Genomic DNA, 25009 nt, shown 5'->3' with positions numbered 1-25009 from the left:
GAACACCCGCGCTCCCGGTCGATAGGTTTCGGTAGAAGGAGTCTCGTGCGCTGGTTGGTCGTTGGTGCGAACGGAATGCTCGGTCAGGATCTTGTGACCATGCTCAAGGAGCGAGGTCACGACGTCGGTGCGGCAGATCGCGAGGAGTTGGACATCACGGATCCAGCGAGCGCCGCAGCCGGTGTTGCAGGATATGACGTCGTGGTGAACTGCGCCGCGTGGACAGCGGTCGACGAGGCGGAGACGCAGGAAGGTGCCGCCTTCTCCGTGAACGCCGTCGGGCCTGCGAACCTCGCCGCTGCTGCCCGTGCCGTGGGCGCTCGCCTGGTACAGATCTCCACGGACTACGTCTTCGCCGGCAGTGCGTCGTCGCCCTACGCGGAGGACGCCCCGCTCGACCCGAAGTCTGCCTACGGCCGGACCAAGGGTGCCGGTGAGTGGGCGGTGCGCGCCACCACCGACGACTACCTCATCGTCCGGACCGCGTGGCTGTACGGCGCTCAGGGCAACTGCTTCCCGAAGACGATGGTCAAGCTCCTCGCCGACCGTGACTCCCTCACCGTCGTCGACGACCAGGTCGGCCAGCCCACCTGGACGGTCGACCTGGCGGACCTGGTGGTCCGCCTGGTCGAGGCCAAGGCGCCATCGGGGACCTACCACGGAACGTCCTCGGGTCAGACGTCGTGGTACGGGTTCGCCCGCGCCGCAGTGGTGGCAGCTGGGCATGACGCAGAGGCGATCCAGCCGACGACGAGCGCGGCCTTCGTCAGGCCGGCCCCACGGCCCGCCTACTCCGTCCTGGGGCACGACGCTCTCGTGGCGGCCGGGGTCGCTCCCATCGGCGACTGGGACGAGCGTTGGGTGACGGCGTCGTCCAGCGTCCTCGCGGCCCTCTAGGTTCCGTGGACGGCCGAGGGGCTCCCATCCACTGGATGGGAGCCCCTCGGCCGTCAGGTGGTCAGCCGTTCTCGAGCAGCCCGAGCAAGTACGTCCCGTACCCAGACTTAAGCAGCTTGCTTGCCCGCTCGCGCAGCTCGTCGTCGCTCAAGAATCCCTGGCGCCACGCCAGCTCCTCAGGCGCGCCGACCTTGAGCCCCTGGCGGTGCTCGATCGTCTTGACGTAGTCGGAGGCCTCGACGAGGGAGTCGAACGTCCCTGTGTCGAGCCAGGCCGTCCCGCGGGGGAGGACCTCGACCTGCAGGCGTCCCTGCTCGAGGTAGATCCGGTTGACGTCGGTGATCTCGTACTCCCCGCGCGCCGAGGGCTTCAGATCGCGGGCGATCTGGACGACGTCGTTGTCGTAGAAGTACAGGCCGGGAACCGCGTAGTTGCTCTTGGGCACGGCCGGCTTCTCCTCGAGGGAGAGCGCGATGCCGTTCTCGTCGAACTCCACGACGCCGTAGGAGGTGGGGTCCGCCACGCGGTAGGCGAAGACGGCTCCGCCCTCGATGTCGTGGAAGCGGGAGAGCTGTGAGCCGAGGCCGGGACCGTAGAAGATGTTGTCGCCCAGCACGAGCGCGACCTTCTCGTCACCGATGAAGTCGGCGCCGAGCACAAACGCCTGCGCGAGCCCGTTGGGCTCGGCCTGGACGGTGTACTGGATCGAGATGCCGAACTGGCTGCCGTCGCCGAGGAGGCGGTGGAACTGGTCGGCGTCGTGCGGGGTCGTGATGATGAGGACTTCACGGATGCCTGCGGCGATGAGGGTCGACAAGGGGTAGTAGATCATCGGCTTGTCGTAGACCGGGACGAGCTGCTTGCTCACGCCGAGTGTGATCGGGTGGAGTCGTGTGCCGGATCCGCCGGCCAGGATTATTCCGCGCATGGGTCAACAGTGTGCCCTATGCCCCGGACCGGGACCTAAGTGGGGGTGGTGCGTGGCCGCACGGGAAGGGCTAGTGCCGCGCCCCGCGCACCTCGAGCGTCTCGCGCGCCCAGAGCCCCACGCTGATCGCCGCGCGCAGCGGCGCCTGGTACCAGCGCGCATATCGCCGATGGAGATACTGCTTGGCGCTCGCGTGGTGGGCCCGGATCATCAGCTCGGGCTTGGACTTCCAGGACACCCCTTGCACGTGCGTGACCCGGGCCGCGGGCACGTAGAGGTTGAGCCAGCCCGCGTCCCGCAGCCGCTCACCCAGGTCGAGGTCCTCGAAGAACATGAAGTACGACTCGTCGAAGCCGCCGATCTCCTCGAGCGCCGCGCGGCGCAGCACGAGGCACGCTCCGGACAGCCACCCGGCCGGGCGTGTCTGGTCGCCGGCCGCCTCGTGCTCGCGGCGGTAGTCCCGCGACCACGGGTTGCCCGGCCAGATGCGCCCGAACAGCGCGTGACCGATCCCTTGCCTCAGCGAGGGGACCGCGCGGGCGGAGGGGTAGACGGTGCCGTCGGTGTTGAGCAGGGCCGGGCCGATCGACCCGGCACCGATCTCAGCCTCCCCGGCCGCGAGCAGGACGTCGAGCGACCCGGGCTCCCACACGAGGTCGGGGTTCGCGACGACGGCCCACTCGGACGCGCTCGTCGCGAGCCCGAGGTTCGCGCCGCCGCCGTACCCGAGGTTCCCGCCGCTCGCGAGCACACGGCCGCCGAGGGACGCGGCCACCTCCTCGGCCACCGCGGACGGGGCGCCGTTGTTGATGAAGACCAGGTCGACGGGTCGCAGCGACGCGGTGGCGAGCGATCGACCGAAGTCGCGGAGCTCGTCGCCGGGGTTGAAGACCACGCAGACGACGAGGACGGGCGGGACGGACGGAGCGTCGTGTGGGAGGGCAGTCATGGTGAGACAAGGTTAGCGACCGCTGGGGCAGGGCAGCGCCGGGTGGTCACGACCTGACGGACCGGCCTCTACCCCACGCTCACCCGTTCCGTCCCCACCAGCCGTGCGAGCCGCTCAGGGTCGGCGTCCAGCGCCGCGGTCGTCTCCGGCCCGAGCACCACGACCGACCCGCCGGACGCCCACACGCTCAGCGCGCGGGCGAGCAGCCCGGCGACTGCGCCCGCAGCGTCCGAGGTCCGCACCAGCACCCGTTCGCCGGTCCCGGTCCCGGTGCCCGCGTGCTCCGCGGCCCAGCCGAGCAACGCCGCATGGTCCACCTCGAGGGCGACCCCGGCCCCGGACAGCGCTGTCGCCCCAGGGTCAGCCGGCGGGACGTACCCGAGCTGGTCCCCGTACGTCATCACGGCCGACGCCGCGTCGACGGCCCCGCTCGGCAGGTCACCGCCGAAGCGGCGCGCCAGGGCGGGCAGGGACACCGCGACGAGCTCGGTGCGTGACCGTACGCCCGCCGGCGGCGCCCACACGTCCGGGCGGGCGGTGAGGACGACGTCGGGTGCGCCGGTGACGGCCGGGGTGGGCGCGGCGGAGTCGCTGGCGTCGACCAGCCGCAGCTGCGCCCCCGCACGCCACACGGCGAGCGCCCACACGAGCGTGCGCCAGTGCGGGGGCAGGTCCATCGCCACGGAGGTGCCCGGCTCGGCGTCGAACTCCTCCACGAGCAGGTTCGTCGTCTTGTTCACCCAGTTCGCCAGGACCGCGCCGGACAGCTCGATGCGCTCGCCGTCGGCTCCGTACCAGGTCAGACGTGGTTGTCCGCCGTCGCGGGCGAGGGCGGACAGCAGGGCGGGGATCGTGGATGACATACCCAGATCGTAGCCATCGGCCGCAGGCGCGCGGGCGTGTCGCAGATTTCACCCGACGGATGTCGCCAAATAGCACAACTCGGCTTGACTCCTGGAGATGACACGCGTGTAATTTCACATAACGGTTTGGCACCGAGCGTGCGGCGGACCCGCGCAGAGCTGCGTCGGTGTGCTTGCGAGCCGGGTGATTCGTCGGACCGTTCGAGACTGTTGACTGTTTTTGAGGGGGCGCGGCATGTGGAACCTGCTGGATGGGGACGGGGCATTCCCCACGGATGCCCTGAGCGGCCCCGAGACGATCGAGCTGCTCGCCCCGGTCCTCCCGCTCTTCGGGACGCCTGACGACGACTCTGTGATGGGCTGGCAGGAACGTGCGCTGTGCGCCCAGACGGACCCCGAGGCGTTCTTCCCTGAGAAGGGCGGTTCCACGCGCGAGGCCAAGAAGGTGTGCGTGAGCTGCGAGGTCCGGGTCGAGTGCCTCGACTACGCCCTCGAGAACGACGAGCGGTTCGGCATCTGGGGCGGCCTCTCCGAGCGCGAGCGCCGCAAGCTCAAGCGCCGCGCGATCTGATCGCGAGGGCGCAGCGCCCAGGCCCTGCGCCCGGGCGCCCGCGCACGCCACGCCCGCCACACCCCGCAGAGTCACGGCTTTCCCTCGCCGGTGGGGCACTATGGACGACGGTATGACTTCTCCGGCTCCCACTCAGACGGCTCCCGCCGCCGCGGCCCGCACCCTCGAGGGTGCCGTGACCGCTGTTCTTGTCACCCGCGGCGCAACGCCCTATCTCGACGAATCTCTGGCGTCGGTGCTGGCCAGCGCCCCGCGCCCGTCTCGGGTGGTCGTCGTGGACGTCTCGGCGGACTCCTCCGCACAGATCACCGTCGCCGATCCCGACCTCGCCGGCCTCGTCACCCTCGTGCCCGCCCCGGGGGCCCGGTCCTTCGGTGCGGCGGTCACGACCGCTCTGGCCGTGGTGTCCCCGGCCGTCGCCACCGAGTGGCTGTGGCTCTTCCACGACGACAGCGCCCCTGCCCCGGACGCCCTGAGCCACCTGCTCCGCGGGCTCGAGCACACCGCCTCCGTCGCGATCGCCGGCGCCAAGCAGGTCGGCTGGCACAACCCCGACGAGCTCATCGAGGTCGGCTTCACCGTCTCGCGGAGCGGCCGGCGGATGACCGGCGTCGAGCAGGGTGAGCTCGACCAGGGCCAGCACGACTCCCGCGAGGACGTCCTCGCCGTCGGGCTGACCGGGGCGCTCGTGCGGCTGGACGTGTGGACCGAGCTGGGCGGCACCGACCCCACCTACGGGGTGTTCGGCGACGGCCTCGACCTCTGCCGGCGGGCCCGCCTCTCGGGCCACCGCGTGATCGTCGTCCCCGACGCCGTCGTGCGCCACGCCCAGGCGACGCTCAGCGCCGGCGCGGGGGACGAGACCTTCGGCGCGCGGCTGCGCTCGCAGCTGTACTTCCTGGCGACCGGGGTGAACGCCTGGCTGCTGCCCTTCTTCTTCGCGGCGACCGTGCTCGCCGCGCCCGTGCGCGCGCTGTACCGCATCACCATGAAGGCCCCGCGGCACGCCCTCGCGGAGCTGTGGGCGCCGTTCTGGCTGATCGCCCGACTGCCCCGGGTGCTCGCCGCACGCCGCGCCGCCGCGCAGACCGCGGCGGCCGGGCGCGGCCTGCTCCTGCCCCTCATGGCCACGACCCGTGAGGTCGTCGACGCCCACCAGGACCGGCGCCTGGCCCACGCAGCCCGGCGCAGGGCTGCCAACGCCCCGCACGAGCTGGACCTCGCCGAGATCCGCAGCACCGCGCAGCGGCGCCGGCTGACCGCCCTGGGGGTCCTGATCGTGGCCGCGGCGGCCACGATCACCGCCCTGCGCCCGCTGCTGGCCACGTTGACCGACGGGTCCCGGATCGTCGGCGGCGCGATGCTGCCCACGGGAGGCGGATGGTCCGACGTGTGGCAGGCGGTCTCGGGAGGCTGGGTCCGCGACGGCCTCGGCGCCTCCGCCCCCGCCGATCCCCTCCTCACCGTTCTCCTGCCGGCCGCCGCCCTGGCCCGCGGTGACGTCCAGCTCGCGGTCAACGCGGTGGTCGTGGGCGCGCTGGTGCTCTCCGCGCTCGGTGCGTGGTTCGCGGTCGGCGCGGCCACCCGGTCGGTGACCCTGCGGTTCTGGGCGGCGCTCATGTGGTTCGCCGCGCCACCGCTGCTGCTCGCCGTCGGGCAGGGGCGCCTCGGTGCGATCGTCGCGCACGCCGCGCTGCCCTGGCTCGCGCTCGCCCTGGCTCGTACGCTCGGTGTGCAGCGCGGGGACACCTGGGGGCGGCTGCGCCTGCGCTCCGCGGAGCGCGCCGACCAGCGCCTGCGCGAGCGCACCGCGCTGAGGGCCGACGCCGCCGCACCGACCTCGCGCGCACCGGAAGCCGCGAAGCTCGCGGCAACCCCGGCCGGGGACACCATCTCCTCCTCACCCGCCACCCCCGCTCCCACCACCACCCCCTCGATCGCGGCCCTCGGTGCCGCGGCGCTCACCTTCGCCGTCGTCGTGGCCGGTGCGCCGGTGCTGCTGCTGCCGGGCATGGCCGTCCTCCTCGTGGTGGCGATCGGTGCCCCCGCCCACCGCCGCTACCTCACCCTCATCCCGCTGCCCGCGCTCGCGATCGCCGGGCCGCTGCTGCTCCGCGCGGGCGTGACCTGGTCCACGGGTGGCTGGCGGATCCTGCTCGGCGACCCGGGCCTGCCGCTCGCCTCGACCGGTGCCCCGGCCTGGCGCCAGCTGCTCGCGATGCCCGTCGACCCGGTCGCCTGGTTCACCGCCGACGGCGCCTGGGGGCTCGTGGGCACGTACGGTCCCTACCTCTTCGGCGTGACCCTCGTGGCCTCGGCGCTCGTCGGGCTGGTCCGTGACGGAGGCCGGGGCCGGGCCGCGTGCGTCGCCTGGGCGGTCGCCGCGATCGGCCTGGCCACCGCGCTGGTCTCGGCGTCCACCGTGGTCGCCGCGGGAGCCCTCGCCCCCGTCACCGGGTGGGCCGGCGCGGGCCTCTCGCTGCTCGTCCTCGGCCTGGGGACCTCCGCGGTCCTGGGCCTGGACGGCCTCGCGACCAAGACGCTCATGCACACCTTCGGCTGGCGCCAGGTGGTCATCGCCGTGGCTGCCGTCCTGGTCACCGCGGTGCCGCTGACCGGCCTGGTCACCTGGTCCGTGCAGGCCACCGGCGACGACTCCCCGGTCGCCCTGCGCGCCCTCGACCGGGCGATCGTGCCGGCGGTCGGCCAGCAGATGCAGGCCTCGGGCCGCCAGGCCCGGGTGCTGGTCCTCGAAGCCGGCCCGGACGGCTCGATCGCCTACCAGCTCCTGCACGACGACGGCCCCCAGCTCACCGACTCCTCGATCGTCGTCAACGTGGCCCGCCTGTCCGGGCGGTCCGACGACGTCGCCGAGCTCGTCTCCCGCGTCTCGACGGGCATGGACTCCGGCCAGGCGCTGGCCCTGGCCGAGCTCGGCGTCGGTGCGGTCCTCGTGCCGCCCTCGCCCGACCTCACCCGCGCCCAGCTGGTCAGCCGCATCGACACCATCCCCGGGGTCGCGCGGATCACCGAGAACGAGTCGGGGACCATCTGGCGGGTCACCCCCGACGACTCCCTCGAGCCCCTCGACCAGCCGGCCTGGGCGCGGATCTACGCCCCCGGTGCTGCCGCCGGCACGCGGGAGGTCGAGGCCTCGATCGAGGCCGGCCACCTCTCCATCGACACCGTCATCGCCCCCGGCGCGCTCGACCGGGTGCTGGTCCTCGCGGAGAACTCCGCACCCGGGTGGCGCGCCGAGCTCGACGGCACCCCGCTGCGTGCCGTCTCCGGCGATGCGCGCCAGACCTTCTCCCTCGGGTCCGACGGCGGTCACCTGACCGTCAGCTACGAACGTGCCAGCCGGACCCCGTGGCTCGTCCTCCAAGGAGTGGTGGTCGTCGTGTTCTTCCTGCTCGCCCTGCCGGTGCGTCGCCGCCGAGGCCTGCGATGAACGCGCGCCGGATGCTCTCCGCGGTGACCGTCGTCGCGGTCATGGGTGCGCTGGTCGGCTACGGGACGGACCTCTTCGGCGTCGGCGCCCACCCCGGGGTCCCCGGCGAGGCCGTCGCCCTCACCTCGCAGGGAACCACCCTGGTGTGCCCCGCCCCGGTGGCGCTCGCCGGGGAGATCCTCGCCTCGGCGGCGGACGACGCCGAGGCTGGCGGAGACGCGGAGTTCGGCTCCTCGCCGGTGGCGCCGAGCACCAGTCTGCAGGTCTCCCTCTTCGGCGCGGACACCTCGAGCACGCTCGAACCCTTCACCGTCGACGCCTCCGCGGCGTCGGGCATCAGCGCGGTGCAGGGTGGTGACCCGAGCGCCCAGCTGACCGTGACCGGCGTCGGGTCCGCGATGATCCTGCGCAGCCTGGCCTCGGCCACCCGCGACGCCGACGCCTACGCGAGCCTGGCCTCGGTGACCTCCGCCGGCGACCTGCGCGGCCTGGCCGCGGCCGCCTGCCAGGACCCGGGCGTCACCCAGTGGCTGGTGGGCGGGGCGACCGAGCTCGGCACGACCACCGAGCTCGTGCTGTCGAACCCGAGCCGGACGCCGGCCACGGTGACCGTCGACCTGTGGGGCGCCGGCGGCGAGCTGGTGCTCGCCGGTCCCTCGACCTACCTGGTGCCCCCGGGCGGGCAGGTGACCACGCTCCTGGGCGGGCTCGCCGCCGAGCAGAACCGGCTGGTCGCGCGCGTGAGCACGAGTGGCGCGCTCGTGACGGCATACCTGCAGCACACGGTGCTGGACGGGCTGACCCCGGTCGGGGTCGACTACGTCGTCGCCGGGGACGCCCCGGCGACCGCGCAGGTGCTCACCGGCGTCACCGTGGAGGCCTCCGAGGTGACCGACACCGACGTCGCGACCCTGCGCGTGCTGGCCCCCGAGGCGGACGGGACCGCATCTATCCGGGTGCTGGGCGCCGACGGTCAGCAGGTGCTGCGCGGCGCCGAGACGATCGACCTGGTGGCCGGCGCGGTCAGCGACGTGAGCCTGTCAGGGCTGCCCGCCGGGACGTACACCGTCCTCGTGCAGGCGGACACGGCCGTCGTGGCCGGCGCGCAGATGACCCGGACCGGTGAGGGTGACACCGCGTCCGGAACCCCCAAGGACCGCGCCTGGGTGGCCGCACGGCACGACCGCTCCGGCGGCGGGGTCGCCGCGGTCCCGGCCGGGACCCAGCCGCTCGTGGTGCTCACGGCACTGCCGACCGATCTGGTGGCCGACGAGTCGGCCGGTGACGCTGCCGGTGACAGCTCCGGTGATGCGGATGGCGGCCCGGTGGGCGACCTCGTCGCGGACGTGCCGATCGTCTACGCCGCGGTGGACGGCCAGGCCAGCACCGACCCCCGCGCCGCGGACTGGACGACGGCGCCGCGCGGTGAGCTGCGGGCCTATGGCACCGACGGCGCGCTCGTGGGCACGAAAGAGATCATCCTCGCGCTGGGGCAGACGGTCGTGATCGACCCGGCGAGCTTCAGCGGGGGAGCGGCGGTCAGCTCGATCGCTGTGGTGACCGGGTCCGGAGCAGACGACGGTACGGGCGAGGCGACGGGGGAGGCGGGCGCGCTCACGCTGGACTGGTCGGTGCTGCTGTCCGCGCCCGAGGTTCCCGGCTCGATCGCGGTCGTCCTGCCGACGTCACCGACGGTGACCAGCGGGTCGCTGACCGTGCGCCGGTCCGCGGCCGTCGGCCTGCCCACCGACTGACCTCCCTTCGCCCTGACCTCCCCTCGCCCAACTCGTGAGCGCGTCGCCCAACTCGTGAGCGAGGGCCGGTTCTCCGGGAGGTCGGCCCGTGATTCACGAGCTCGGCGACTGGTTCACGAGCTCGGCGACGGCGGTGGGACGGTCGGCTCAGTCCAGGTCGCGGAAGTGCGGGTCGATCTCCTCCGGTGAGCGCGCCAGGAGGTGCGCCACCTGCTCGACGACGACGTCGCGCACGAGGTCGACGAGGTCACCGGGGTCGACCGCGCGGCTCTCGACCGGGCGACGGTAGATGAGCACCCGGCCCGGCTGCCCCGCCTCGGCGGGGAAGTAGCGGCCCATCGGCACGCCGCCGCTCTCCCACGGCGCGGGGTCGGAGGGCGGGACGTCCTCGACCGCGAACTCCGTCCCGTTGAGTTCGGCCCCCCACGTCGCCTCCAGGCGCTGCACGGTGACCAGCACGCACTCGTCGAACTTCTCGCCCCGGGTGCGGTGCGCCGGAACCGTGTCGGGGAAGACGGGGCCACGTAGGCCCCGTCCACGGCGGTCGCGGCGGCTGCGCCGTGCGGGGAGGGAAGACTGGCTCATTCCCGTCACTCTAGTCGCCCGGCCCGGCCCCTCGGCCTCTCTCGAGCGTGGCCGGGACCGGGTGATATCGGACCGGTCCGGCGTGGGATTGCCTCCGGTGGCGGCCCGGGCAGTACCGTGTCTGCTGTGATCCCCGTTCGCCATTGCTCCCGAACCGCCTGCGCGCGTGCTGCCGTGGCGACCCTGACCTATGTGTACTCGGACTCGACCGCGGTGCTCGGTCCGCTGGCCGTCAATGCCGAACCCCACAGCTACGACCTGTGCGACGTGCACGCCGAGCGCACCACGGCCCCCCGCGGCTGGGAGATCGTCCGGTTGGCACCGGCCTACGTCGACCTGGGCCCGACCCCCGACGACATCTCCGCGCTGGCCGACGCCGTCCGGGAAGCCGGGCGCCCCAAGCACCTGGCCGCCCCGGAGCCGGTTCAGACCGGCGAGGTCGGGCGGCGCGGTCACCTGCGGGTCCTCCGAGGAGAAGGCTGACGCGACATGGCCGAGCCCGTCGCGCGTCCCTGCCCTGATGAGCCGTCCGCAACCGCAGGTCAGGCGGCGCCCGTACGGTCTGCCGTGCCACCGATCAAGGTGGTCCGACGTCGTCGCATGGCGGTAGTCCCCGACCTCCCGCTGGGCTCGTTGAGCCAGCCCCAAGGGACCGTCCCGGGCCCGGTGCGCTGCACAGACTGCGCCTCGACGTCGCTGACTCGGCTCCTGCTGGCGAACCCGGCCGGGGTACCCGCCGTGTTCGTCTCGTGCCACGACTGCGAGCGGTCCGGCTGGTACGCCGTGGACGGCGGCCACGAGGTGACCCGGGACGCGGTCGTCACCGTGCCGGACAGCATGCCGGGCACCGCGGCGATCACTGAGCCGGTTGTCACACCAGAGACGTAGGCTTTCACCCATGTCGACCATGGAACCGGCGGGCGCCCAGAGCCCCGCAGACCTGACGGGGCTGTTCGCGGGCAACGACGTCCGTGGCGCGGTCCCCGACCCGCTCAGCCCGGAGGTCGCCGAGGCGGTCGGCGCGGCTTTCGCGACCGTCGTCGTCATCCCGGAGTCGGGCGAGGACGCCCCCCCTGCCTCCCTCGACGCACCCGTGACCTGGACGCTCACCCGGCCCGTCGTCGTCGTCGGGCGGGACATGCGCGAGTCCGGGACCGATCTTCTCGCGGCCTTCGTCCGTGGCCTCACCGCGGCGGGCGTCGACGTCGTGGACATCGGACTCTGCTCGACCGACGTGCTGGGCTACGGCTCGGGAGCGCTCGAGGCGCCCGCCGTCATGGTCACGGCGAGCCACGCGCCCGCCGGGATCAACGGCATCAAGCTCTACCGCGCGGGAGCCCGTCCGGTCGGGGCGGACACGGGCCTTCCGCGGGTGCGCGTGCTCGCCGAGCAGTACCTCACCCACGGGCTGCCCGGACCGGCCACCCAGCTGGGCCAGGTCACCCGGCGCGACCTTCTCGACGACTTCGCCGCGCACGTGCGCGCCCTGGTCGACCTGTCGGGCATCCGCCCGCTCACGGTGGTCGTCGACGCCGGGAACGGCATGGCCGGGCTCACCGTACCGGCGGTGCTGGCTGCTGCTGCCGGTCAGGCACCGCTGCCCCTCGACGTCGTCCCCCTGTACTTCGAGCTCGACGGCTCCTTCCCCCACCACGATGCGAACCCCGCCGACGCGACCACCCTGGTGGACCTGCAGGCCGCGGTCGTCGCCCACGGGGCGGACATCGGTCTGGCCTTCGACGGCGACGCCGACCGCTGCATCGTCGTCGACGAACGGGGCACCGTGGTCAGCCCGTCGGTGATCACCGCGCTGGTCGGGCTGCGGGAGGTCGTCCGTGAGCAGGGCGCGGGTCGCCGGCCCACGATCGTCCACAACCTCATCACCTCCGCCGGGGTCCCGGACCTCATGACCGCGGCCGACGCCGACGTCGTGCGCACCCGGGTGGGGCACTCCTCCATGACCGAGCAGATGGCCGCCCACGACGCGGTGTTCGGTGGTGAGCACAGCGCCCACTACTACTTCCGCGACCTCTACCTCGTCGACTCCGGCATGCTCGCCGCGCTGCACGTCCTGGCCACCCTCGGAGGCCAGCCGCACCCGCTCTCGGTGCTCGCCGAGGTGTACGAGCCGTACGCCGCGAGCGGTGAGATCAGCTCCCCGCTCGCCGACGTCGCCGCAGCCCGTGACCGGGTCGTCGACGCGTACGTGACCCGTCAGGGAGCCGGCCGGGTCACCGTCGACGAGCTCGACGGCCTCACCGTCTCCCACTGGGACGAGCACCCGCGGTGGTGGTTCAACCTCCGGGTCTCGAGCACCGAGCCGGTGCTCAGGCTCAACGTCGAGGCGGCCGACGAAGACATCATGATCAAGGTGCGCGACGACGTGCTCGCCCTGGTCCGCGGCGTCGGGCCGGTGACCCCGTAGGTCCCGCACATCCCCTCTGCACCACCCACCCGAACCACAGAAGGCGAGAGACCCCCATGAGCCAGCGCGCGCCGTCGGGCAGCACCACCGACAGCACCACCGAGAGCACCACCGAGAGCACCACCGGCAGCAGCTCGGAGATGTTCCCCCTGGACCCGTGGGTCCGGGAGATCCTGCGGTGCCCGGTGAGCGGGGCGCCCCTGGTGGACGGCGTCGGGCCGGACGGGCAGGCCGAGCTGCACTCGACCGCCGAGGTCGACCCGCTGGCGTACCCGGTGCGGGACGGCATCCCGGTGCTGCTCGTGGACGACGCGCGCCCGCTCTAGCCGTCTGCCGGGAGGGCGCCGACGACGCTCCGCATGTAGTCTGTCGCGGCGGCACCACCGCCCTCACCTCATCCTCATCTGGGAGCTCCATGTCCACGCACGGCGGATCCAAAGCGATCATCGCGGCACTCATCGCGAACCTCGGCATCGCCGTCACGAAGTTCGTGGCGTACCTGCTCACCCACTCCTCCTCGATGCTCGCCGAGTCCGTGCACTCCCTGGCAGACTCCGGCAACCAGGCACTGCTGCTGCTCGGCGGGAAGCGCGCCCGCCGGGAGGCCGACGAGAAGCACCCCTTCGGCTACGGACGCGAGCGCTACATCTACGCCTTCATCGTCTCGATCGTGCTGTTCAGCGTCGGTGGCCTGTTCGCGCTGTACGAGGCGTTCCACAAGTTCCAGGACCCGCACGCGATCGACTCGTGGAAGTGGGTCCCCGTCGTCGTGCTCGTCGCCGCGATCGGCATGGAGTCCTACTCCTTCCGGACCGCGATCCACGAGTCCAACCTGGTGCGCGGCAAGCAGACCTGGGTGCAGTTCGTCCGCACGGCCAAGGCCCCCGAGCTGCCCGTGGTGCTCCTCGAGGACCTCGGTGCGCTCGTCGGCCTGGTCCTGGCGCTGTTCGGGGTGGGGCTCACGCTCATCACCGGCGACGGACGGTGGGACGCCGCGGGCACCGCGTGCATCGGCGTGCTGCTCGTGCTCATCGCGGTCGTCCTGGCGCTGGAGACCAAGTCGCTGCTGCTGGGGGAGTCGGCCACGAAGGCTGACGTCGCGGCGATCGAGGCCGCGCTGGTCGGCCCCGGCGTGCCGTCCGTCATCCACATCAAGACGCTGCACCTGGGACCGGAAGAGCTCCTGGTGGCCGCGAAGATCGAGGTCGACGTGCGCGACAGCGCCGAGGAGATCGCCGACGCGATCGACGCGGCCGAGGGCCGCGTCCGTGCGGCCGTGCCCATCGCTGCGCGGATCTACCTCGAGCCCGACCTGCGCGACTGACGGTACGAGCCGAGATCGCAGAAGGCCCCGCGACCGTCCTGCTCGAGTGTGCAGCAGGTCGATCACGGGGCCTTCGGTGCTCCGGGGCGGACTACTCCGAGGCGGTGGCGGCCTTGAGGTCCTCGACGAACGTCGGGTTCGCCTCGAGCCACGTGCGCGCGGAGGCGTCGTTGTCGGAGCCACCGTTCTCGTTGAACATGATGTTCTCGAGGGAGAACAGCTGCTCGTCGTCGAGGGTGAAGGTCGAGATCCACGACGCGAGGGTCGGGAAGTCCTCAGTGAAGCCGACACGGCCGACCGAGTTGATCTCCTCGGCGTCGCCCAGGGCGTTCTTGGGGTCTTCGAGGTCGCGGACGGGGAACTCGTCGTAGGCCCAGTGCGGGCGCCACAACGTCACGGCGATGTTCTCGCCGGCGTCGGTCGCACCCTTGAGCTCGGCGAGCATCGCCGGGGTCGAGGAGATGACGTAGTCCATGTCCTCGAGGCCGTAGTCCGGGATGACCTTGTCCTGGGTGATGGTCGTCAGGCCGGCTCCGGCCTCGATGCCGACGAGGCGGTTGCCGAAGTCGTCTGCACTGGCAGCGAGCTCGTCGAGTGAGGTGATCGGGGAGTCCTCGTTGACGGCGATGGTGAGCTTCGCGTCCTTGTACCAGGCGCCGAGCTGTTCCATCTGGTCGCCGTACTTCGTGAGGTAGTCCGCGTGGGTCGTGGGCAGCCACATGTCGAAGTTCACGTCGAAGTCGCCGCCGGTCAGGCCGGTGTAGACGATGCCGGCGTCGGCCTCGGTCGTCTCGACCGTGTAGCCCTCGTCCTCGAGGATGACCTTGAAGAGGTGGGAGACCGCGATGCCCTCGTCCCAGCCGGAGTGGACTCCGATCGAGACCGTGGCCAGGTCGCCGTTCTCGACGGTGTCGCCGCCGGAGGACGCTGCCGAGCCGTCGGCGGAGTCCGTGCTGGAGCAGCCTGCGACCCCGAGCGCCAAGGCGATGGAGGCGGCGACGATGCTGGTACGGGCGGTGGTGCGGTTGAACATGGGTTCCTTCCTGAAGGCGGCTGGTCCGGATGACCTGCCGCCGCGGGATCGGGGAGTGGTGCGAGGAGCCGGGCCGCCCTGCGCCGGTGAATCACCGGGCAGGACCGACCGGTCAGACCGAGGCGGCTGAGAGCGCCTTGGAGACGGGGGCGCGTGCTGCCAGGGCAGAGGTCACGCGGTCGAGGAACATCGCCAGGACGACGACGGAGAGGCCGGCTTCGAAGCCGAGCGAGATGTTGACGCGCTGCAGGGAGGCGACGACGTCGCCACCGAGGCCGCGTGCGCCGACCAGACCCGCCATGACCACCATGGACAGCGAGAGCATGATGACCTGGTTGACGCCGGCCATGATGGTCGGCATCGCGAGCGGGAGCTGGATCTGGCGGGTGATGCGCCCGTCCGTGGCGCCGAAGGCGTGGCCGGCTTCGACGACCTCCTTGTCGACGCCGCGGATGCCGAGCTCGGTGAAGCGCACACCGGGGGCGAGGGCGAAGATCACGGTCGCGACGATCCCCGGGACCACCCCGGTGAGGAAGATGACCACCATGGGGATGAGGTAGACGAAGGCCGGCATCGTCTGCATGAAGTCGAGGATGGGTCGCAGGATGCTGGAGACCACATCGTTGCGCGCGGCCCAGATGCCCAGCGGGATCCCGATGACCAGCGCGATGACACTGGCGAGGATGACGAGGGCGAGGGTGTCCATCGCGTTGGACCACTGCCCGACGACGTCGATGATGACGAAGCCGATGAGCGTGCCCAACCCGAGCTTCCATCCCTTGGCCCAGAAGGCCAGGGCTGCCAGCACGAGTGCGACGGCCCAGAACGGCGGCCCGGACAGGACCAGGTCGATCTGGTCGTAGCACCAGACGAGGATGATCTTGAGCTGGTCGAAGAACCACCCGAAGGTCGCTGTCGCCCAGCTGATGACGGACTCGACCCAGTCGCCGAGGGCGATGCGGGGCAGGCCTGAGGTGGTGTCTGCGGTGGTGATCACGGGCGTGCTCCTGTCGTCTGCTCGATCGGGGTGGCGGGTGCGAGCGGACCGGGGTCGTCGGGCCCGACGTCGTCCGCGAGGCCGTCAGCGTTCTCACTGGTGCCTGTGGTCTCGTGAGAGGTCTCCTCGAGCTGCGGGGGCACCATGGCCTCGAGCAGGACGACCCGCGGGATCACTCCGACGAGCCGGCCCTCGGAGTCGGTGACCGGCACGGGGAGGGGGGACTCCGCCGCGGGGGCGAAGATCTCCGAGAGCGAGGTGTCCTCGGTGACCGCGGTGACGTCGTCGCGCACGAGGGACTCGATCGACGTCATGCCGGCGCGCAGGGCGTCGACGACCTCGGAGTCGTAGACGACGCCGACCAGACGGCGCGAGCGGTCGACGACGTAGGCCGCCTGGACCTGGGCGTCGCGGATGGTGCGCGAGGCGCCACGCGGGCCGGCCGAGAGCGGGACGACGGCGGCAGGACGGTTCATGAGGGAGGCCGCGGTGAGCACCCGGGTGCGGTCGACGTCGGCGACGAACTGCGCGACGTAGTCGTTGGCCGGGTTGGAGAGGATCTCTTCGCTCGAGCCGATCTGGACGATCTTGCCGTCGCGCATGACCGCGATGCGGTCGCCGAGGAACATGGCCTCGTTGAGGTCGTGCGTGATGAAGATGATGGTCTTGCCGAGCTTGTGCTGGATCTCGACGAGCTGCTCCTGCATCTCGCGCCGGATGAGCGGGTCGAGGGCAGAGAAGGCCTCGTCCATGAGCAGCACCTCGGTGTCGGCTGCCAGTGCCCGGGCCAGGCCCACGCGCTGACGCATGCCACCGGAGAGTTGGGAGGGCAGGTGGTCCTCCCAGTCGGTGAGCCCGACGAGGTCGAGGGCGGTCTGCGCCCGGGCGAGCCGCTCGGCCTTGCCCACGCCCTGGATCTCCAGGGGGTAGGCGGCGTTGTCGCGCACCGTGCGGTGCGGGAGCAGGGCGAAGTGCTGGAACACCATGCTGACGCTGTGCTGGCGGATCGAGCGCAGCTCCTTCGTCGACACCTGGGCGAGGTCGGCGCCACCGATGCGGACGTGACCCGAGGTCGGCTTCCAGAGCCCGTTGAGCATCCGGATGAGCGTCGACTTGCCCGAGCCGGAGAGCCCCATGACGACGAAGATCTCGCCTCGGGCGACCTCGAAGCTCGCATCGATGACTGCCGCGGTGCCGAGGTGCTTGACCTCGTCGCGGGTGGCGCCCCGGGTGAGCTGGCGGACCGCCTCGTTGGGGCGGCGGCCGAAGACCTTGTAGACGTTCTCGACCTGGACGGCCATCTCGGGCGCTGCGCTCGGTGCGGACCGGTCAGCCGCGGAGGACTGGTCGGTCGCGGCTGGCGCGGCTGCTGCTGAGTCTGTGGATCGTGCTGAGTCGCTGAGTTCTGCGGAGTTGCCTTGCACTACGGTCACTGTCTCCCCGTTCGGGTGTCCTTGCCTCCGCTCGTGCGGTGGCAAGGTGCGGCCTGCGAAGCATTGAGACCCACACCCGAGGTGCAGTGGTCGCCTCCTGAGGCGACGCGCTGGCAGCTGATCGCTGCCGCGCCGCTGAGCTTCGGTTCTCCGGGTGACCGGGGTCGTCCGGCGGGGATCCCCACACATGACACGACTGTTCGAAGCTCTCGCAGGCCGATCTTTTCCTTGATCGGTCGTCACTACCATGCCTCATCGTTGGTCAGTTATCTACCAGCGGAGGGTGCTAGATGGGGGTCTGGAGGGGAAGTCTTTACCTAATTCCACCCCGCTAGCCGTTGCAAATGCTCGGTTCTTGATCGTTACCGTTTCGTGACCGACGCTTTTCGGGGGCTGTGCCATATGTCGGTTAATATCCCCGAAATGTGGCCTGGCTCACCGCCGCGGTTGCACGGCGGTGGCGCTGGTTCCGGCGCTGCGCACGAGGCTGACGCCGCCGGCCCGCCCCGAGTAGTCTGTAGGGGATCCCACCCTGCGACCACGGAGCACCATGTCGACGTCCAGCTTCAGCGAGTCCCCCGGTAACTACAAGGTCCGCGACCTCTCCCTCGCGGAGGCGGGTCGCCACCAGATCCGTCTCGCCGAGCACGAGATGCCCGGGCTCATGGCGCTGCGCGCCGAGTACGGCGAGGCCCAGCCGCTGGCCGGCGCCCGCATCGCGGGCTCGATCCACATGACCGTGCAGACCGCGGTGCTCATCGAGACGCTGACCGCCCTCGGCGCGCAGGTGCGCTGGGCGTCCTGCAACATCTTCTCGACCCAGGACGAGGCCGCTGCGGCGACCGTCGTCGGGCCGGACGGGACCCCGGACGCACCCGCCGGCGTCCCGGTCTTCGCCTGGAAGGGCGAGAGCCTCGAGGAGTACTGGGAGTGCACCGAGCAGATCCTCGTCTGGCCCGCGGGGGCCGACGGCGAGTACGTCGGCCCGAACATGATCCTCGACGACGGCGGCGACGCGACCCTCCTCGTCCACAACGGCCTGGCCTACGAGCGCATCGGCGCGGTCCCCCCAGACACCATCCCCGGCGAGCCGGACCACTCCGACGAGGCCAACGTCGTGCACGCGCTGCTGCGCCGCGTCCTCCAGGAGGACCCGCTGCGCTGGACCACGATCGGGGAGAACATCCTCGGCGTGACCGAGGAGACCACGACCGGGGTGCACCGCCTCTACCAGCTCGCCGAGTCCGGCCAGCTGCTCTTCCCGGCGATCAACGTCAACGACTCGGTCACGAAGAGCAAGTTCGACAACAAGTACGGCATCCGCCACTCCCTGCCCGACGGCATCAACCGCGCGACCGACGTCCTCATGGGCGGCAAGGTGGCGTTCGTGGCCGGCTACGGCGACGTCGGCAAGGGCGCGGCGGAGGCGTTCCGCGGCCAGGGCACGCGCGTCATCGTCTCCGAGATCGACCCGATCTGCGCGCTGCAGGCGGCGATGGACGGCTACCAGGTCGCCCGCATCGAGGACGTGCTCGGTGAGGCGGACTTCTTCATCACCACGACCGGCAACAAGGACGTCATCACCGCCGAGCACCTGTCGGCGATGAAGAACAAGGCGATCGTCGGCAACATCGGCCACTTCGACAACGAGATCGACATGGCCGGCCTCGCCCGCGTCCCGGGGGTCACGCGCACCGAGATCAAGGCCCAGGTGCACGAGTGGACCTTCACCGAGGGGGAGAACCCCGGGCGCTCGATCATCGTGCTGTCCGAGGGGCGCCTGCTCAACCTCGGCAACGCGACCGGTCACCCGTCCTTCGTCATGAGCAACTCCTTCGCCAACCAGGTGATCGGCCAGATCGAGGTCTTCACCAAGGCCGGCACGGACGAGGAGTACCCGGTCGCGGTGCACCGCCTGCCGAAGATCCTCGACGAGAAGGTCGCCCGCCTGCACCTCGACGCCCTCGGTGTGCGGATGACCACGCTCACCCCGGCGCAGGCCGACTACCTCGGGATCGACCCGGCCGGCCCGTACAAGGCCGAGCACTACCGCTACTGAGCGGTCCGGCGGCGGGCGGTCACGTCCCGCCGCCGGCGCATCAGAGCAGGTCAGGGGGGATGTCCTCCGTGCACGACGGTGGGTGGCCCCGTCGCGCAGACGGCCACGCACCCAGGAGGATGAGTCCATGTCGACGAGCTCTGACCCCACGGCCATCGCGCACGTCCCACCGCTGGAGCGGGTGGGGTTCTGGCACGGCCCGTTCGCCACGCGCACGTGGCGCGAGCTCGGCTACCTCGTCCTCGCCATGCCCTGGTCGATCGTCGGCTTCGTCTACGTCGTGGTGATGATCTCGCTCACCGCGTCCCTGCTGATCACCGTCGTCGGCGGGACCGGGATCCTCGCCGTCATGGTCGTCGGTGCGCGCGGGATGACCGGGATCGACCGCGGGCTGGCCCGCGGCCTGCTGCGCACCCCGATCGCCAGCCCCACCCCGTTCCGGCGCCGGTCAGGCTTCTGGGGCGCGGTGTGGTCGATGATCTCCGATGGCGCCGGGTGGCGCGCGATCGCGTACATGGTGCTCCAGTTCCCGCTCGCCCTGATGACCTTCGTCGTCGCGGTGACCTTCATCGTGGCCCCGCTCGGGGCGATGACCCACTGGATCTGGGGGCGCTACCTGCCCGCTCAGCCCGACGCCGACGGGCTCATGCACTCCGGCTCTCAGATCATCGAGGGTTTCTTCATCGACACCCCGTGGCGGAACCTCGGCTTCGCCCTGTTCGGGGTGTTCCTGCTGTTCATCGGCACCGCCGTGACCCGCGGTGTCGCGCACCTGCACCGCATGCTGGCCAGCTCGCTGCTCGGCCCGACGGCGGCGAGCCTGCGGGTGGCGCGCCTGGAGCAGTCCCGCGGGCGCGCCGTCGAGGACGCGGACTCGACGCTGCGCCGGATCGAGCGGAACCTGCACGACGGCACCCAGGCCCGGCTCGTCGCCATCGCGATGCAGCTCGGCGAGGCGAAGGAGCAGGCGGTCGCGAGCGGCGCCGCGCCCGAGCTCACCCAGCTCATCGCCGCCGCGCACACCGCGACCAAGGAGACGCTCGTCGAGCTGCGCGAGCTGGCCCGCGGCATCCACCCGCCGGCCCTCGACAACGGTCTCGCGGTCGCGCTGGAGACCCTCGCGGCCCGCAGCCCGCTGCCGGTCACCGTCGACATCGACATCCCGGGCCCGCCCGCGCGGCGCCCGGCCGAGGCGATCGAGACGATCGCCTACTTCTGCGTCACCGAGCTGCTCACCAACACCATCAAGCACGCGAACGCCACCGGCCTGTACGTCCTCGTCGAGGCGCGCGAGGACACGCTGCACATGCGCGTGCGCGACGACGGCACCGGCGGCGCCGTGATCCTCGTGCCCGACGTCGACGGTCACCACAGCGGGCTGGCGGGGCTCGCCGAGCGGGTCGGGTCGGTCGACGGCGAGTTCGTCATCTCGAGCCCCGTCGGGGGACCCACACTGGTGACCATCACCCTGCCGATGCAGGTCTAGCCGCGCCCGCTCACCTCTGTCCCTCCCGCCCTGCCCCCTGTTCCCGCCCGCCCGCTCGCCCAGCACCGGACCCGACCGATCGACGAGAGAGACCCATGCGACTGCTCATTGCCGAGGACTCGGTCATCCTGCGCGACGGACTCGTCGCGCTGCTCACCCGGCGCGGCCACGACGTCGTCGGCGCGGTGGGCGACGGAGTGGCGCTGTGCGCCGCGCTCGCCGCGCTGCCCCCCGAGCGCCGGCCTGACGTCGCGATCATCGACATCCGGATGCCGCCGACGTACACCGACGAGGGACTGCACGCGGCGCTGGCGATCCGGGCCGAGAACCCCGCCCAGGGCGTGCTGCTGTTCTCCCAGTACGTGGAGACCCGTTTCGCGGCGCAGCTGCTCACCGGTGACGCGCGCGGCGTCGGGTACCTGCTCAAGGACCGGGTGGCCGACGTCTCGGACTTCCTCGACGCCCTCGAGCGCATCGCCGCCGGTCACACCGTGCTCGACCCCGAGGTCGTCACCCAGCTCATGGGCGCCGCGCACAACGACGGCGGGCTCGCCCGGCTGAGCCCCCGCGAACGGCAGGTCCTCGAGCTCATGGCGCAGGGCCGGTCGAACTCCGCGATCGCCGAGCTCCTCGTGCTGTCCTACGGCGCGGTCGAGAAGAACGTCTCGTCCATCTTCGCCAAGCTCGACCTGCCGCTGGACGCCGGAGACCACCGCCGGGTCCTCGCGGTGCTGCGCCTGCTCAACGCCTGACCCGGGTGGGGGTCAGTTGACCGGGTCGGGGATGGCGTAGGGGAGGCGGCGGACCATCTCCGACTGCTCGGCGGCCACCGCGCGGGACCGCTGGGCGGCGATCCACTCGCGGTTGCGACGCTCGGCGAGCACGGCCATGAGGAACGCCTCGGTCGGCGTGCCGGGCGGAGGACCGGGGGCCGTGTACTGCTCGATCCGCGCCGCGAGCTCGCGACCCATCCGCAGCCGTGAGGCGGCGTGCATCGTGGAGCCGCGGGCGAGGAACTGCCGGGTCGACAGCGCCAGGCCGTCGGGCAGGCGCCGCATGTCGGCGGTCGCGGCCCACGCGGCCAGCGGGGGAGGCATGGTCACCCGGGCGGACGCGGTGCCCCCTCCCCGGACCCGGATCGCGTACGTCCCGGCGAGCATGTCCCCGACCCGCTTGCCCTTGGTGTTGGAGAGCGAGGCGAACAGCGCGACGGTCCCGGCCGTCAGCCACAGCTCCCCGACACCCACCAGGGCGCGGATGAAGGAGTGGCGCAGGCGCACCGGGCCGGCGTCGTCGCGCACGATGCGGATGCCGGTCGCGAGCTTGCCCAGCGAGCGGCCCCGGGTGAGGGTCTCCACCGTGGTGGGGACGATGACCATGACCGTCACCACGATCGCGATGAGGAAGGCGGGGGCGACGTTCTCCCCGCCGAGGTCGAAGTTGCCGGTGGCCACCAGCAGCAGGGCCAGCAGCACCACGAGCTGGACGGTGACGTCGAGGGCGGACCCGAGCATGCGGGTCGCGAACGATGCTGGGCGCGCGTCCAGGACCACGCCTTCTCCGATGACGACGCCGTCGTCCATCCGACCCTCCGAGCTTGCGATGTGCACGCCGCGGCCCGGCGTTCTATGGCAGGGTATCGTCCGTGGACCTCGACGCCTTCTCAGATGTGCATTCCGGTGAGTGGGCGCGCCTGAAGATGCTCAGCACCCGGCGCCGGATCAGCGGCGCGGAGGCGGACGAGCTCGTCCGCCTCTACCAGGCGGTGGCCACCCATCTGTCGATGATCCGCTCCTCGGCCCCCGACCCGGTCCTCATCTCCGAGCTCTCTCAGACCCTCAACCGTGCCCGCACCACGATCGCCGGGGCGCACGAGCCGGCCTGGCGCGACGTCCAGCGCTACCTCCTGGTGTCCCTGCCCGCGGCGCTGTTCCGGCTGCGGTGGTGGATCCACGTCGTGACGGCCAGCTGCGTGGTCCTCGCGGTGATCGCCGGGATCTGGGTCGCCACGACACCCCAGGGGCTCGCCGCGGTCGGCCCACCGAGCTTCCGCGAGGAGTACGTCGACAACGCCTTCGCGTCCTACTACGAGCCCGGCGCGGGTTTTGCGGCCGTCGTGTGGACGAACAACGCGTGGATCGCCGCGCAGTGCATCGCCTTCGGCATCTCCGGCATCTGGCCGGTGTTCATGCTCGTCCAGAACGCGGTGGGCGTCGGTGCGATCGGCGGGATGATGGCCCACTACGGCGAGCTCGGGATGTTCCTCAAGCTCATCGCCCCGCACGGGCTGCTCGAGCTCACATCGATCTTCGTGGCCGGCGCGGCCGGACTGAAGATCTTCTGGACGCTCGTCGACCCCGGGCCGCGGCCCCGCTCGCGCGCCCTCGCCGAGGAGGGGCGCGCGCTGTTCACGGTCGCCGGCGGCCTGGTCATGACCCTCGCGGTGTCCGGCCTCATCGAGGGCTTCGTCACCGGCTCGACCCTGGCCTGGTGGCTCAAGATCGTCATCGGCGCCCTGGCGCTCGCCGCCTTCTGGGTCTACATCCTCGTGCTGGGTCGCCGGGCCGCGGCCGACGGCGCCACCGGCGACCTGGACGCCGACCTCGCCGGAAGCGTCCAGCCCGTAGCGGCCTGACCCACCCCGCGCGCTCTCGCGAGCTCGTGAGAGCGCCGTCGAGCTCGTGAGCGAGGGCCGGTCCTGGGGCCTGGACGCCCGTGGCTCACGAGGTCGACGGGCCAGTCACGAGCTCGGCGACCGGGTCACGAGCTCGGTGGGCCGGCGCGGGCGCCGGTCACGAGCGGGCGGGGGCGCCGGGCGCGACCCGGGTGGGTCAGGAGAGGACGAAGAAGATGACCGGCGCGGCGACCATGAGGACCATGGCGGCGATCACGGCGATCGCGATCTGGCGGGTGCGGCGTTCACGGGACGGGGTTCGCTTGATCGTGGGGCGCATCTAGAGCCTTCCTGCGGCCTTGAGGGAGAGGTACATGTCCGCCAGCCGCGGCGCGAGGTCCTCGGGCAGCGCCGAGACGACCTCCACCCCACGGCGGTTCAGAACCATTGTCGCCGCAATCCGCTCGAGCTCGGTACGCGCCGCCGCCGCCGCGTCGAAGACGTCCGACGCCGTCTCGCGCCGGGCGGACATCTGGGCCTCGTCCGGGTCGGCCACCGAGGCGAGCACCACCTGGTGCACGGAGCTCAGCTGGTCGACGACGGGCAGCAGCCCGGTCTCGATCGCGGCGGGCTCGACCGAGGAGAGCAGCACCACGAGGGCGCGCTGGGAGAGCCGCTCACGGACCAGGGCCACCAGTCCCGGCCAGTCGGTCTCGAGCAGCGCCGGCTCGAGCGGGGCCATCGCGTTCGCCAGTGCCGGCAGCAGCCGCGGCCCGGCGGCCCCGGCGACCCGGGCGCGCACGGTCCGGTCGTAGGCGATGAGCTCGACCCGGTCGCCGGCCTTGGCGGCCAGCGCCCCCAGCAGCAGTCCGGCCTCGATGCTCGCGTCGAGACGCGGCTGGTCCCCGATCCGCGCCGCCGACGTGCGGGCGGTGTCGATGACGATGAGCACCCGTCGGTCACGCTCGGGACGCCAGGTCCGCACGACCATCTCGGTGCGCCGGGCCGAGGCTCGCCAGTCGATCGACCGGACGTCGTCGCCGATGACGTACTCGCGCAGGGAGTCGAACTCCGTGCCTTCCCCGCGGATCTGCACCGCGGCCTGCCCGTCCATCTCCCGCAGCCGGGCGAGCCGGCTGGGCAGGTGCTTGCGGGAGGCGAACTCGGGCAGCACCCGCAGCACGCCGGGCACCGGGATGGAGGCCTGGCGTCCGGCGACCCCGAGCGGCCCGAGCGCACGCAGCGTGACCCGGTCCGCCGGGCGGTCCCCGCGGCGGGTGGGCACGAGCACGGTGGTCAGGCGCCGGGACTCACCGACCGGGACGGTCACCGGATGGCGGTTGGCCTGCGCCCCGGCGGACGGTGCCCACGCGTCGCGGACGACCCCGGTGAAGGTGCGACGCGACTCGTTGGTCACCACGAGCACGGACCGGGCGTGCTCGGTCAGCCGGACGCTGCGCGGGACCGTCCGCTGGATCGAGACGAGCCGCGGTGAGGCGGCCAGGAGCGCGTCACCGCAGGCGACGACGGCGACCACGGCCGCCCACACGACGACCATCCCCACGTCCCCGGAGAGCAGGACGGGGACGATGCCGAACGCGGTGAGAGCGACCGCGCGCCAGGTGAGGACCATGGGGGCC

General features: G+C 71.9%; 23 protein-coding genes. 13 read left to right on the top strand and 10 right to left on the bottom strand.

Translation table 11 applies throughout. The annotated features are described in order from the left end of the window. Positions 1 to 99 precede the first annotated feature (99 nt). The gene (gene rfbD, locus ACWA15_RS14130; RefSeq protein WP_464056001.1) at positions 100 to 897 is read left to right on the top strand and encodes a dTDP-4-dehydrorhamnose reductase; all 798 of its coding nucleotides are present in this window, start codon (positions 100 to 102) and stop codon (positions 895 to 897) included. Between the two features lie 61 nt (positions 898 to 958). Here the strand turns inward: rfbD and rfbA are convergent, their stop codons facing one another. From rfbA to ACWA15_RS14115, 3 genes are all read right to left on the bottom strand, one after another. Further along, positions 959 to 1825, bottom strand: coding sequence for a glucose-1-phosphate thymidylyltransferase RfbA (gene rfbA / locus ACWA15_RS14125; protein WP_464056000.1), 867 nt, complete (start codon positions 1823 to 1825; stop codon positions 959 to 961). A gap of 70 nt (positions 1826 to 1895) precedes the next feature. After that, entirely contained in the window at positions 1896 to 2774 is an 879-nt protein-coding gene (locus ACWA15_RS14120; RefSeq protein WP_464055998.1) for a glycosyltransferase, read from the bottom strand. Positions 2775 to 2842: 68 nt separating this feature from the next. Next, on the bottom strand, positions 2843 to 3637 hold the full coding sequence (locus tag ACWA15_RS14115; RefSeq protein WP_464055997.1) for a TIGR03089 family protein: 795 nt from the start codon (positions 3635 to 3637) through the stop codon (positions 2843 to 2845). A gap of 235 nt (positions 3638 to 3872) precedes the next feature. Between ACWA15_RS14115 and ACWA15_RS14110 the strand changes: the two genes are divergently transcribed. The 3 genes from ACWA15_RS14110 (at position 3873) to ACWA15_RS14100 (ending at position 9413) form a co-directional block, all read left to right on the top strand. Further along, on the top strand, positions 3873 to 4208 hold the full coding sequence (locus ACWA15_RS14110; RefSeq protein ID WP_464055995.1) for a WhiB family transcriptional regulator: 336 nt from the start codon (positions 3873 to 3875) through the stop codon (positions 4206 to 4208). Positions 4209 to 4320: 112 nt separating this feature from the next. Further along, entirely contained in the window at positions 4321 to 7659 is a 3339-nt protein-coding gene (locus tag ACWA15_RS14105) for a glycosyltransferase (protein ID WP_464055994.1), read from the top strand. Then, positions 7656 to 9413 (top strand): DUF5719 family protein, encoded by a 1758-nt coding sequence (locus ACWA15_RS14100; protein ID WP_464055992.1) that lies wholly within the window; start codon positions 7656 to 7658, stop codon positions 9411 to 9413. The genes ACWA15_RS14105 and ACWA15_RS14100 overlap by 4 nt, the downstream gene beginning before the upstream one ends. Positions 9414 to 9560: 147 nt before the next feature. Here the strand turns inward: ACWA15_RS14100 and ACWA15_RS14095 are convergent, their stop codons facing one another. Next, positions 9561 to 9998: a metallopeptidase family protein gene (locus ACWA15_RS14095; RefSeq protein WP_464055991.1), complete on the bottom strand. Its 438-nt coding sequence runs from the start codon at positions 9996 to 9998 to the stop codon at positions 9561 to 9563. Positions 9999 to 10124: 126 nt separating this feature from the next. Between ACWA15_RS14095 and ACWA15_RS14090 the strand changes: the two genes are divergently transcribed. From ACWA15_RS14090 to ACWA15_RS14070, 5 genes are all read left to right on the top strand, one after another. Then, a complete protein-coding gene (locus ACWA15_RS14090; protein ID WP_464055990.1) occupies positions 10125 to 10481 on the top strand; it encodes a DUF3499 domain-containing protein in 357 nt (118 codons plus the stop codon). Between the two features lie 117 nt (positions 10482 to 10598). Beyond that, on the top strand, positions 10599 to 10886 hold the full coding sequence (locus ACWA15_RS14085; RefSeq protein WP_464055989.1) for a hypothetical protein: 288 nt from the start codon (positions 10599 to 10601) through the stop codon (positions 10884 to 10886). 19 nt (positions 10887 to 10905) lie between these two features. Next, entirely contained in the window at positions 10906 to 12423 is a 1518-nt protein-coding gene (locus ACWA15_RS14080) for a phosphohexomutase domain-containing protein (protein WP_464059521.1), read from the top strand. A 140-nt stretch (positions 12424 to 12563) separates the two neighbouring features. Then, positions 12564 to 12749: a Trm112 family protein gene (locus ACWA15_RS14075; RefSeq protein ID WP_464059520.1), complete on the top strand. Its 186-nt coding sequence runs from the start codon at positions 12564 to 12566 to the stop codon at positions 12747 to 12749. Between the two features lie 89 nt (positions 12750 to 12838). Further along, entirely contained in the window at positions 12839 to 13747 is a 909-nt protein-coding gene (locus ACWA15_RS14070; RefSeq protein ID WP_464055987.1) for a cation diffusion facilitator family transporter, read from the top strand. A gap of 91 nt (positions 13748 to 13838) precedes the next feature. On the opposite strand, the gene ACWA15_RS14065 is transcribed toward ACWA15_RS14070, so the two are convergent. The 3 genes from ACWA15_RS14065 to ACWA15_RS14055 all read right to left on the bottom strand — a co-directional run bounded on the left by ACWA15_RS14065 (position 13839) and on the right by ACWA15_RS14055 (position 17078). After that, complete coding sequence (locus tag ACWA15_RS14065) at positions 13839 to 14780, bottom strand: glycine betaine ABC transporter substrate-binding protein (protein ID WP_464055986.1); 942 nt, start codon at positions 14778 to 14780, stop codon at positions 13839 to 13841. 112 nt (positions 14781 to 14892) lie between these two features. Then, the gene (locus ACWA15_RS14060) at positions 14893 to 15777 is read right to left on the bottom strand and encodes an ABC transporter permease (protein WP_464055985.1); all 885 of its coding nucleotides are present in this window, start codon (positions 15775 to 15777) and stop codon (positions 14893 to 14895) included. Continuing rightward, positions 15774 to 17078 (bottom strand): quaternary amine ABC transporter ATP-binding protein, encoded by a 1305-nt coding sequence (locus ACWA15_RS14055; protein WP_464059519.1) that lies wholly within the window; start codon positions 17076 to 17078, stop codon positions 15774 to 15776. Before ACWA15_RS14055 ends, ACWA15_RS14060 begins: the two co-directional genes overlap by 4 nt. A 682-nt stretch (positions 17079 to 17760) precedes the next feature. Here ACWA15_RS14055 and ahcY point away from each other — a divergent pair. From ahcY to ACWA15_RS14040, 3 genes are all read left to right on the top strand, one after another. After that, positions 17761 to 19269, top strand: coding sequence for an adenosylhomocysteinase (gene ahcY / locus ACWA15_RS14050; RefSeq protein WP_464055984.1), 1509 nt, complete (start codon positions 17761 to 17763; stop codon positions 19267 to 19269). Positions 19270 to 19396: 127 nt separating this feature from the next. Continuing rightward, positions 19397 to 20755 (top strand): sensor histidine kinase, encoded by a 1359-nt coding sequence (locus tag ACWA15_RS14045; protein WP_464055983.1) that lies wholly within the window; start codon positions 19397 to 19399, stop codon positions 20753 to 20755. A gap of 95 nt (positions 20756 to 20850) precedes the next feature. Further along, positions 20851 to 21507, top strand: a complete 657-nt coding sequence (locus ACWA15_RS14040) for a response regulator (protein ID WP_464055982.1) — start codon at positions 20851 to 20853, stop codon at positions 21505 to 21507. 12 nt (positions 21508 to 21519) lie between these two features. On the opposite strand, the gene ACWA15_RS14035 is transcribed toward ACWA15_RS14040, so the two are convergent. Continuing rightward, positions 21520 to 22338, bottom strand: coding sequence for an RDD family protein (locus ACWA15_RS14035; protein WP_464055981.1), 819 nt, complete (start codon positions 22336 to 22338; stop codon positions 21520 to 21522). Positions 22339 to 22400: 62 nt separating this feature from the next. Between ACWA15_RS14035 and ACWA15_RS14030 the strand changes: the two genes are divergently transcribed. Continuing rightward, positions 22401 to 23390, top strand: a complete 990-nt coding sequence (locus ACWA15_RS14030) for a stage II sporulation protein M (protein WP_464055980.1) — start codon at positions 22401 to 22403, stop codon at positions 23388 to 23390. Between the two features lie 196 nt (positions 23391 to 23586). Here ACWA15_RS14030 and ACWA15_RS14025 read toward each other — a convergent pair whose 3' ends face one another. Together ACWA15_RS14025 and ACWA15_RS14020 are read right to left on the bottom strand one after the other, a co-directional pair. Further along, on the bottom strand, positions 23587 to 23709 hold the full coding sequence (locus ACWA15_RS14025; RefSeq protein WP_464055979.1) for a hypothetical protein: 123 nt from the start codon (positions 23707 to 23709) through the stop codon (positions 23587 to 23589). After that, a complete protein-coding gene (locus ACWA15_RS14020) occupies positions 23710 to 25002 on the bottom strand; it encodes a DUF58 domain-containing protein (protein WP_464055978.1) in 1293 nt (430 codons plus the stop codon). Positions 25003 to 25009: the final 7 nt, after the last annotated feature.

The organism is Sanguibacter sp. TS_SC_8 (genome assembly GCF_055361235.1).
The sequence above is the reverse complement of the archived record's forward strand: the minus strand, read 5'-3'. Positions and strand labels throughout refer to the sequence as shown.

Excerpts from the sequence above, each read along its gene's own strand:
- ACWA15_RS14070 (WP_464055987.1), top strand. The coding sequence starts at position 12,839 with ATGTCCACGCACGGCGGATCCAAAGCGATCATCGCGGCACTCATCGCG.
- ACWA15_RS14025 (WP_464055979.1), bottom strand. The coding sequence starts at position 23,709 with ATGCGCCCCACGATCAAGCGAACCCCGTCCCGTGAACGCCGCACCCGC.
- ACWA15_RS14055 (WP_464059519.1), bottom strand. The coding sequence starts at position 17,078 with ATGGCCGTCCAGGTCGAGAACGTCTACAAGGTCTTCGGCCGCCGCCCC.
- ACWA15_RS14095 (WP_464055991.1), bottom strand. The coding sequence starts at position 9,998 with ATGAGCCAGTCTTCCCTCCCCGCACGGCGCAGCCGCCGCGACCGCCGT.
- ACWA15_RS14065 (WP_464055986.1), bottom strand. The coding sequence starts at position 14,780 with ATGTTCAACCGCACCACCGCCCGTACCAGCATCGTCGCCGCCTCCATC.
- ACWA15_RS14110 (WP_464055995.1), top strand. The coding sequence starts at position 3,873 with ATGTGGAACCTGCTGGATGGGGACGGGGCATTCCCCACGGATGCCCTG.
- ACWA15_RS14100 (WP_464055992.1), top strand. The coding sequence starts at position 7,656 with ATGAACGCGCGCCGGATGCTCTCCGCGGTGACCGTCGTCGCGGTCATG.
- ACWA15_RS14045 (WP_464055983.1), top strand. The coding sequence starts at position 19,397 with ATGTCGACGAGCTCTGACCCCACGGCCATCGCGCACGTCCCACCGCTG.
- ACWA15_RS14040 (WP_464055982.1), top strand. The coding sequence starts at position 20,851 with ATGCGACTGCTCATTGCCGAGGACTCGGTCATCCTGCGCGACGGACTC.
- rfbA (WP_464056000.1), bottom strand. The coding sequence starts at position 1,825 with ATGCGCGGAATAATCCTGGCCGGCGGATCCGGCACACGACTCCACCCG.
- ACWA15_RS14120 (WP_464055998.1), bottom strand. The coding sequence starts at position 2,774 with ATGACTGCCCTCCCACACGACGCTCCGTCCGTCCCGCCCGTCCTCGTC.
- ACWA15_RS14115 (WP_464055997.1), bottom strand. The coding sequence starts at position 3,637 with ATGTCATCCACGATCCCCGCCCTGCTGTCCGCCCTCGCCCGCGACGGC.
- ACWA15_RS14080 (WP_464059521.1), top strand. The coding sequence starts at position 10,906 with ATGGAACCGGCGGGCGCCCAGAGCCCCGCAGACCTGACGGGGCTGTTC.
- ahcY (WP_464055984.1), top strand. The coding sequence starts at position 17,761 with ATGTCGACGTCCAGCTTCAGCGAGTCCCCCGGTAACTACAAGGTCCGC.
- ACWA15_RS14035 (WP_464055981.1), bottom strand. The coding sequence starts at position 22,338 with ATGGACGACGGCGTCGTCATCGGAGAAGGCGTGGTCCTGGACGCGCGC.
- ACWA15_RS14085 (WP_464055989.1), top strand. The coding sequence starts at position 10,599 with ATGGCGGTAGTCCCCGACCTCCCGCTGGGCTCGTTGAGCCAGCCCCAA.
- ACWA15_RS14020 (WP_464055978.1), bottom strand. The coding sequence starts at position 25,002 with ATGGTCCTCACCTGGCGCGCGGTCGCTCTCACCGCGTTCGGCATCGTC.
- rfbD (WP_464056001.1), top strand. The coding sequence starts at position 100 with ATGCTCAAGGAGCGAGGTCACGACGTCGGTGCGGCAGATCGCGAGGAG.
- ACWA15_RS14105 (WP_464055994.1), top strand. The coding sequence starts at position 4,321 with ATGACTTCTCCGGCTCCCACTCAGACGGCTCCCGCCGCCGCGGCCCGC.
- ACWA15_RS14075 (WP_464059520.1), top strand. The coding sequence starts at position 12,564 with ATGTTCCCCCTGGACCCGTGGGTCCGGGAGATCCTGCGGTGCCCGGTG.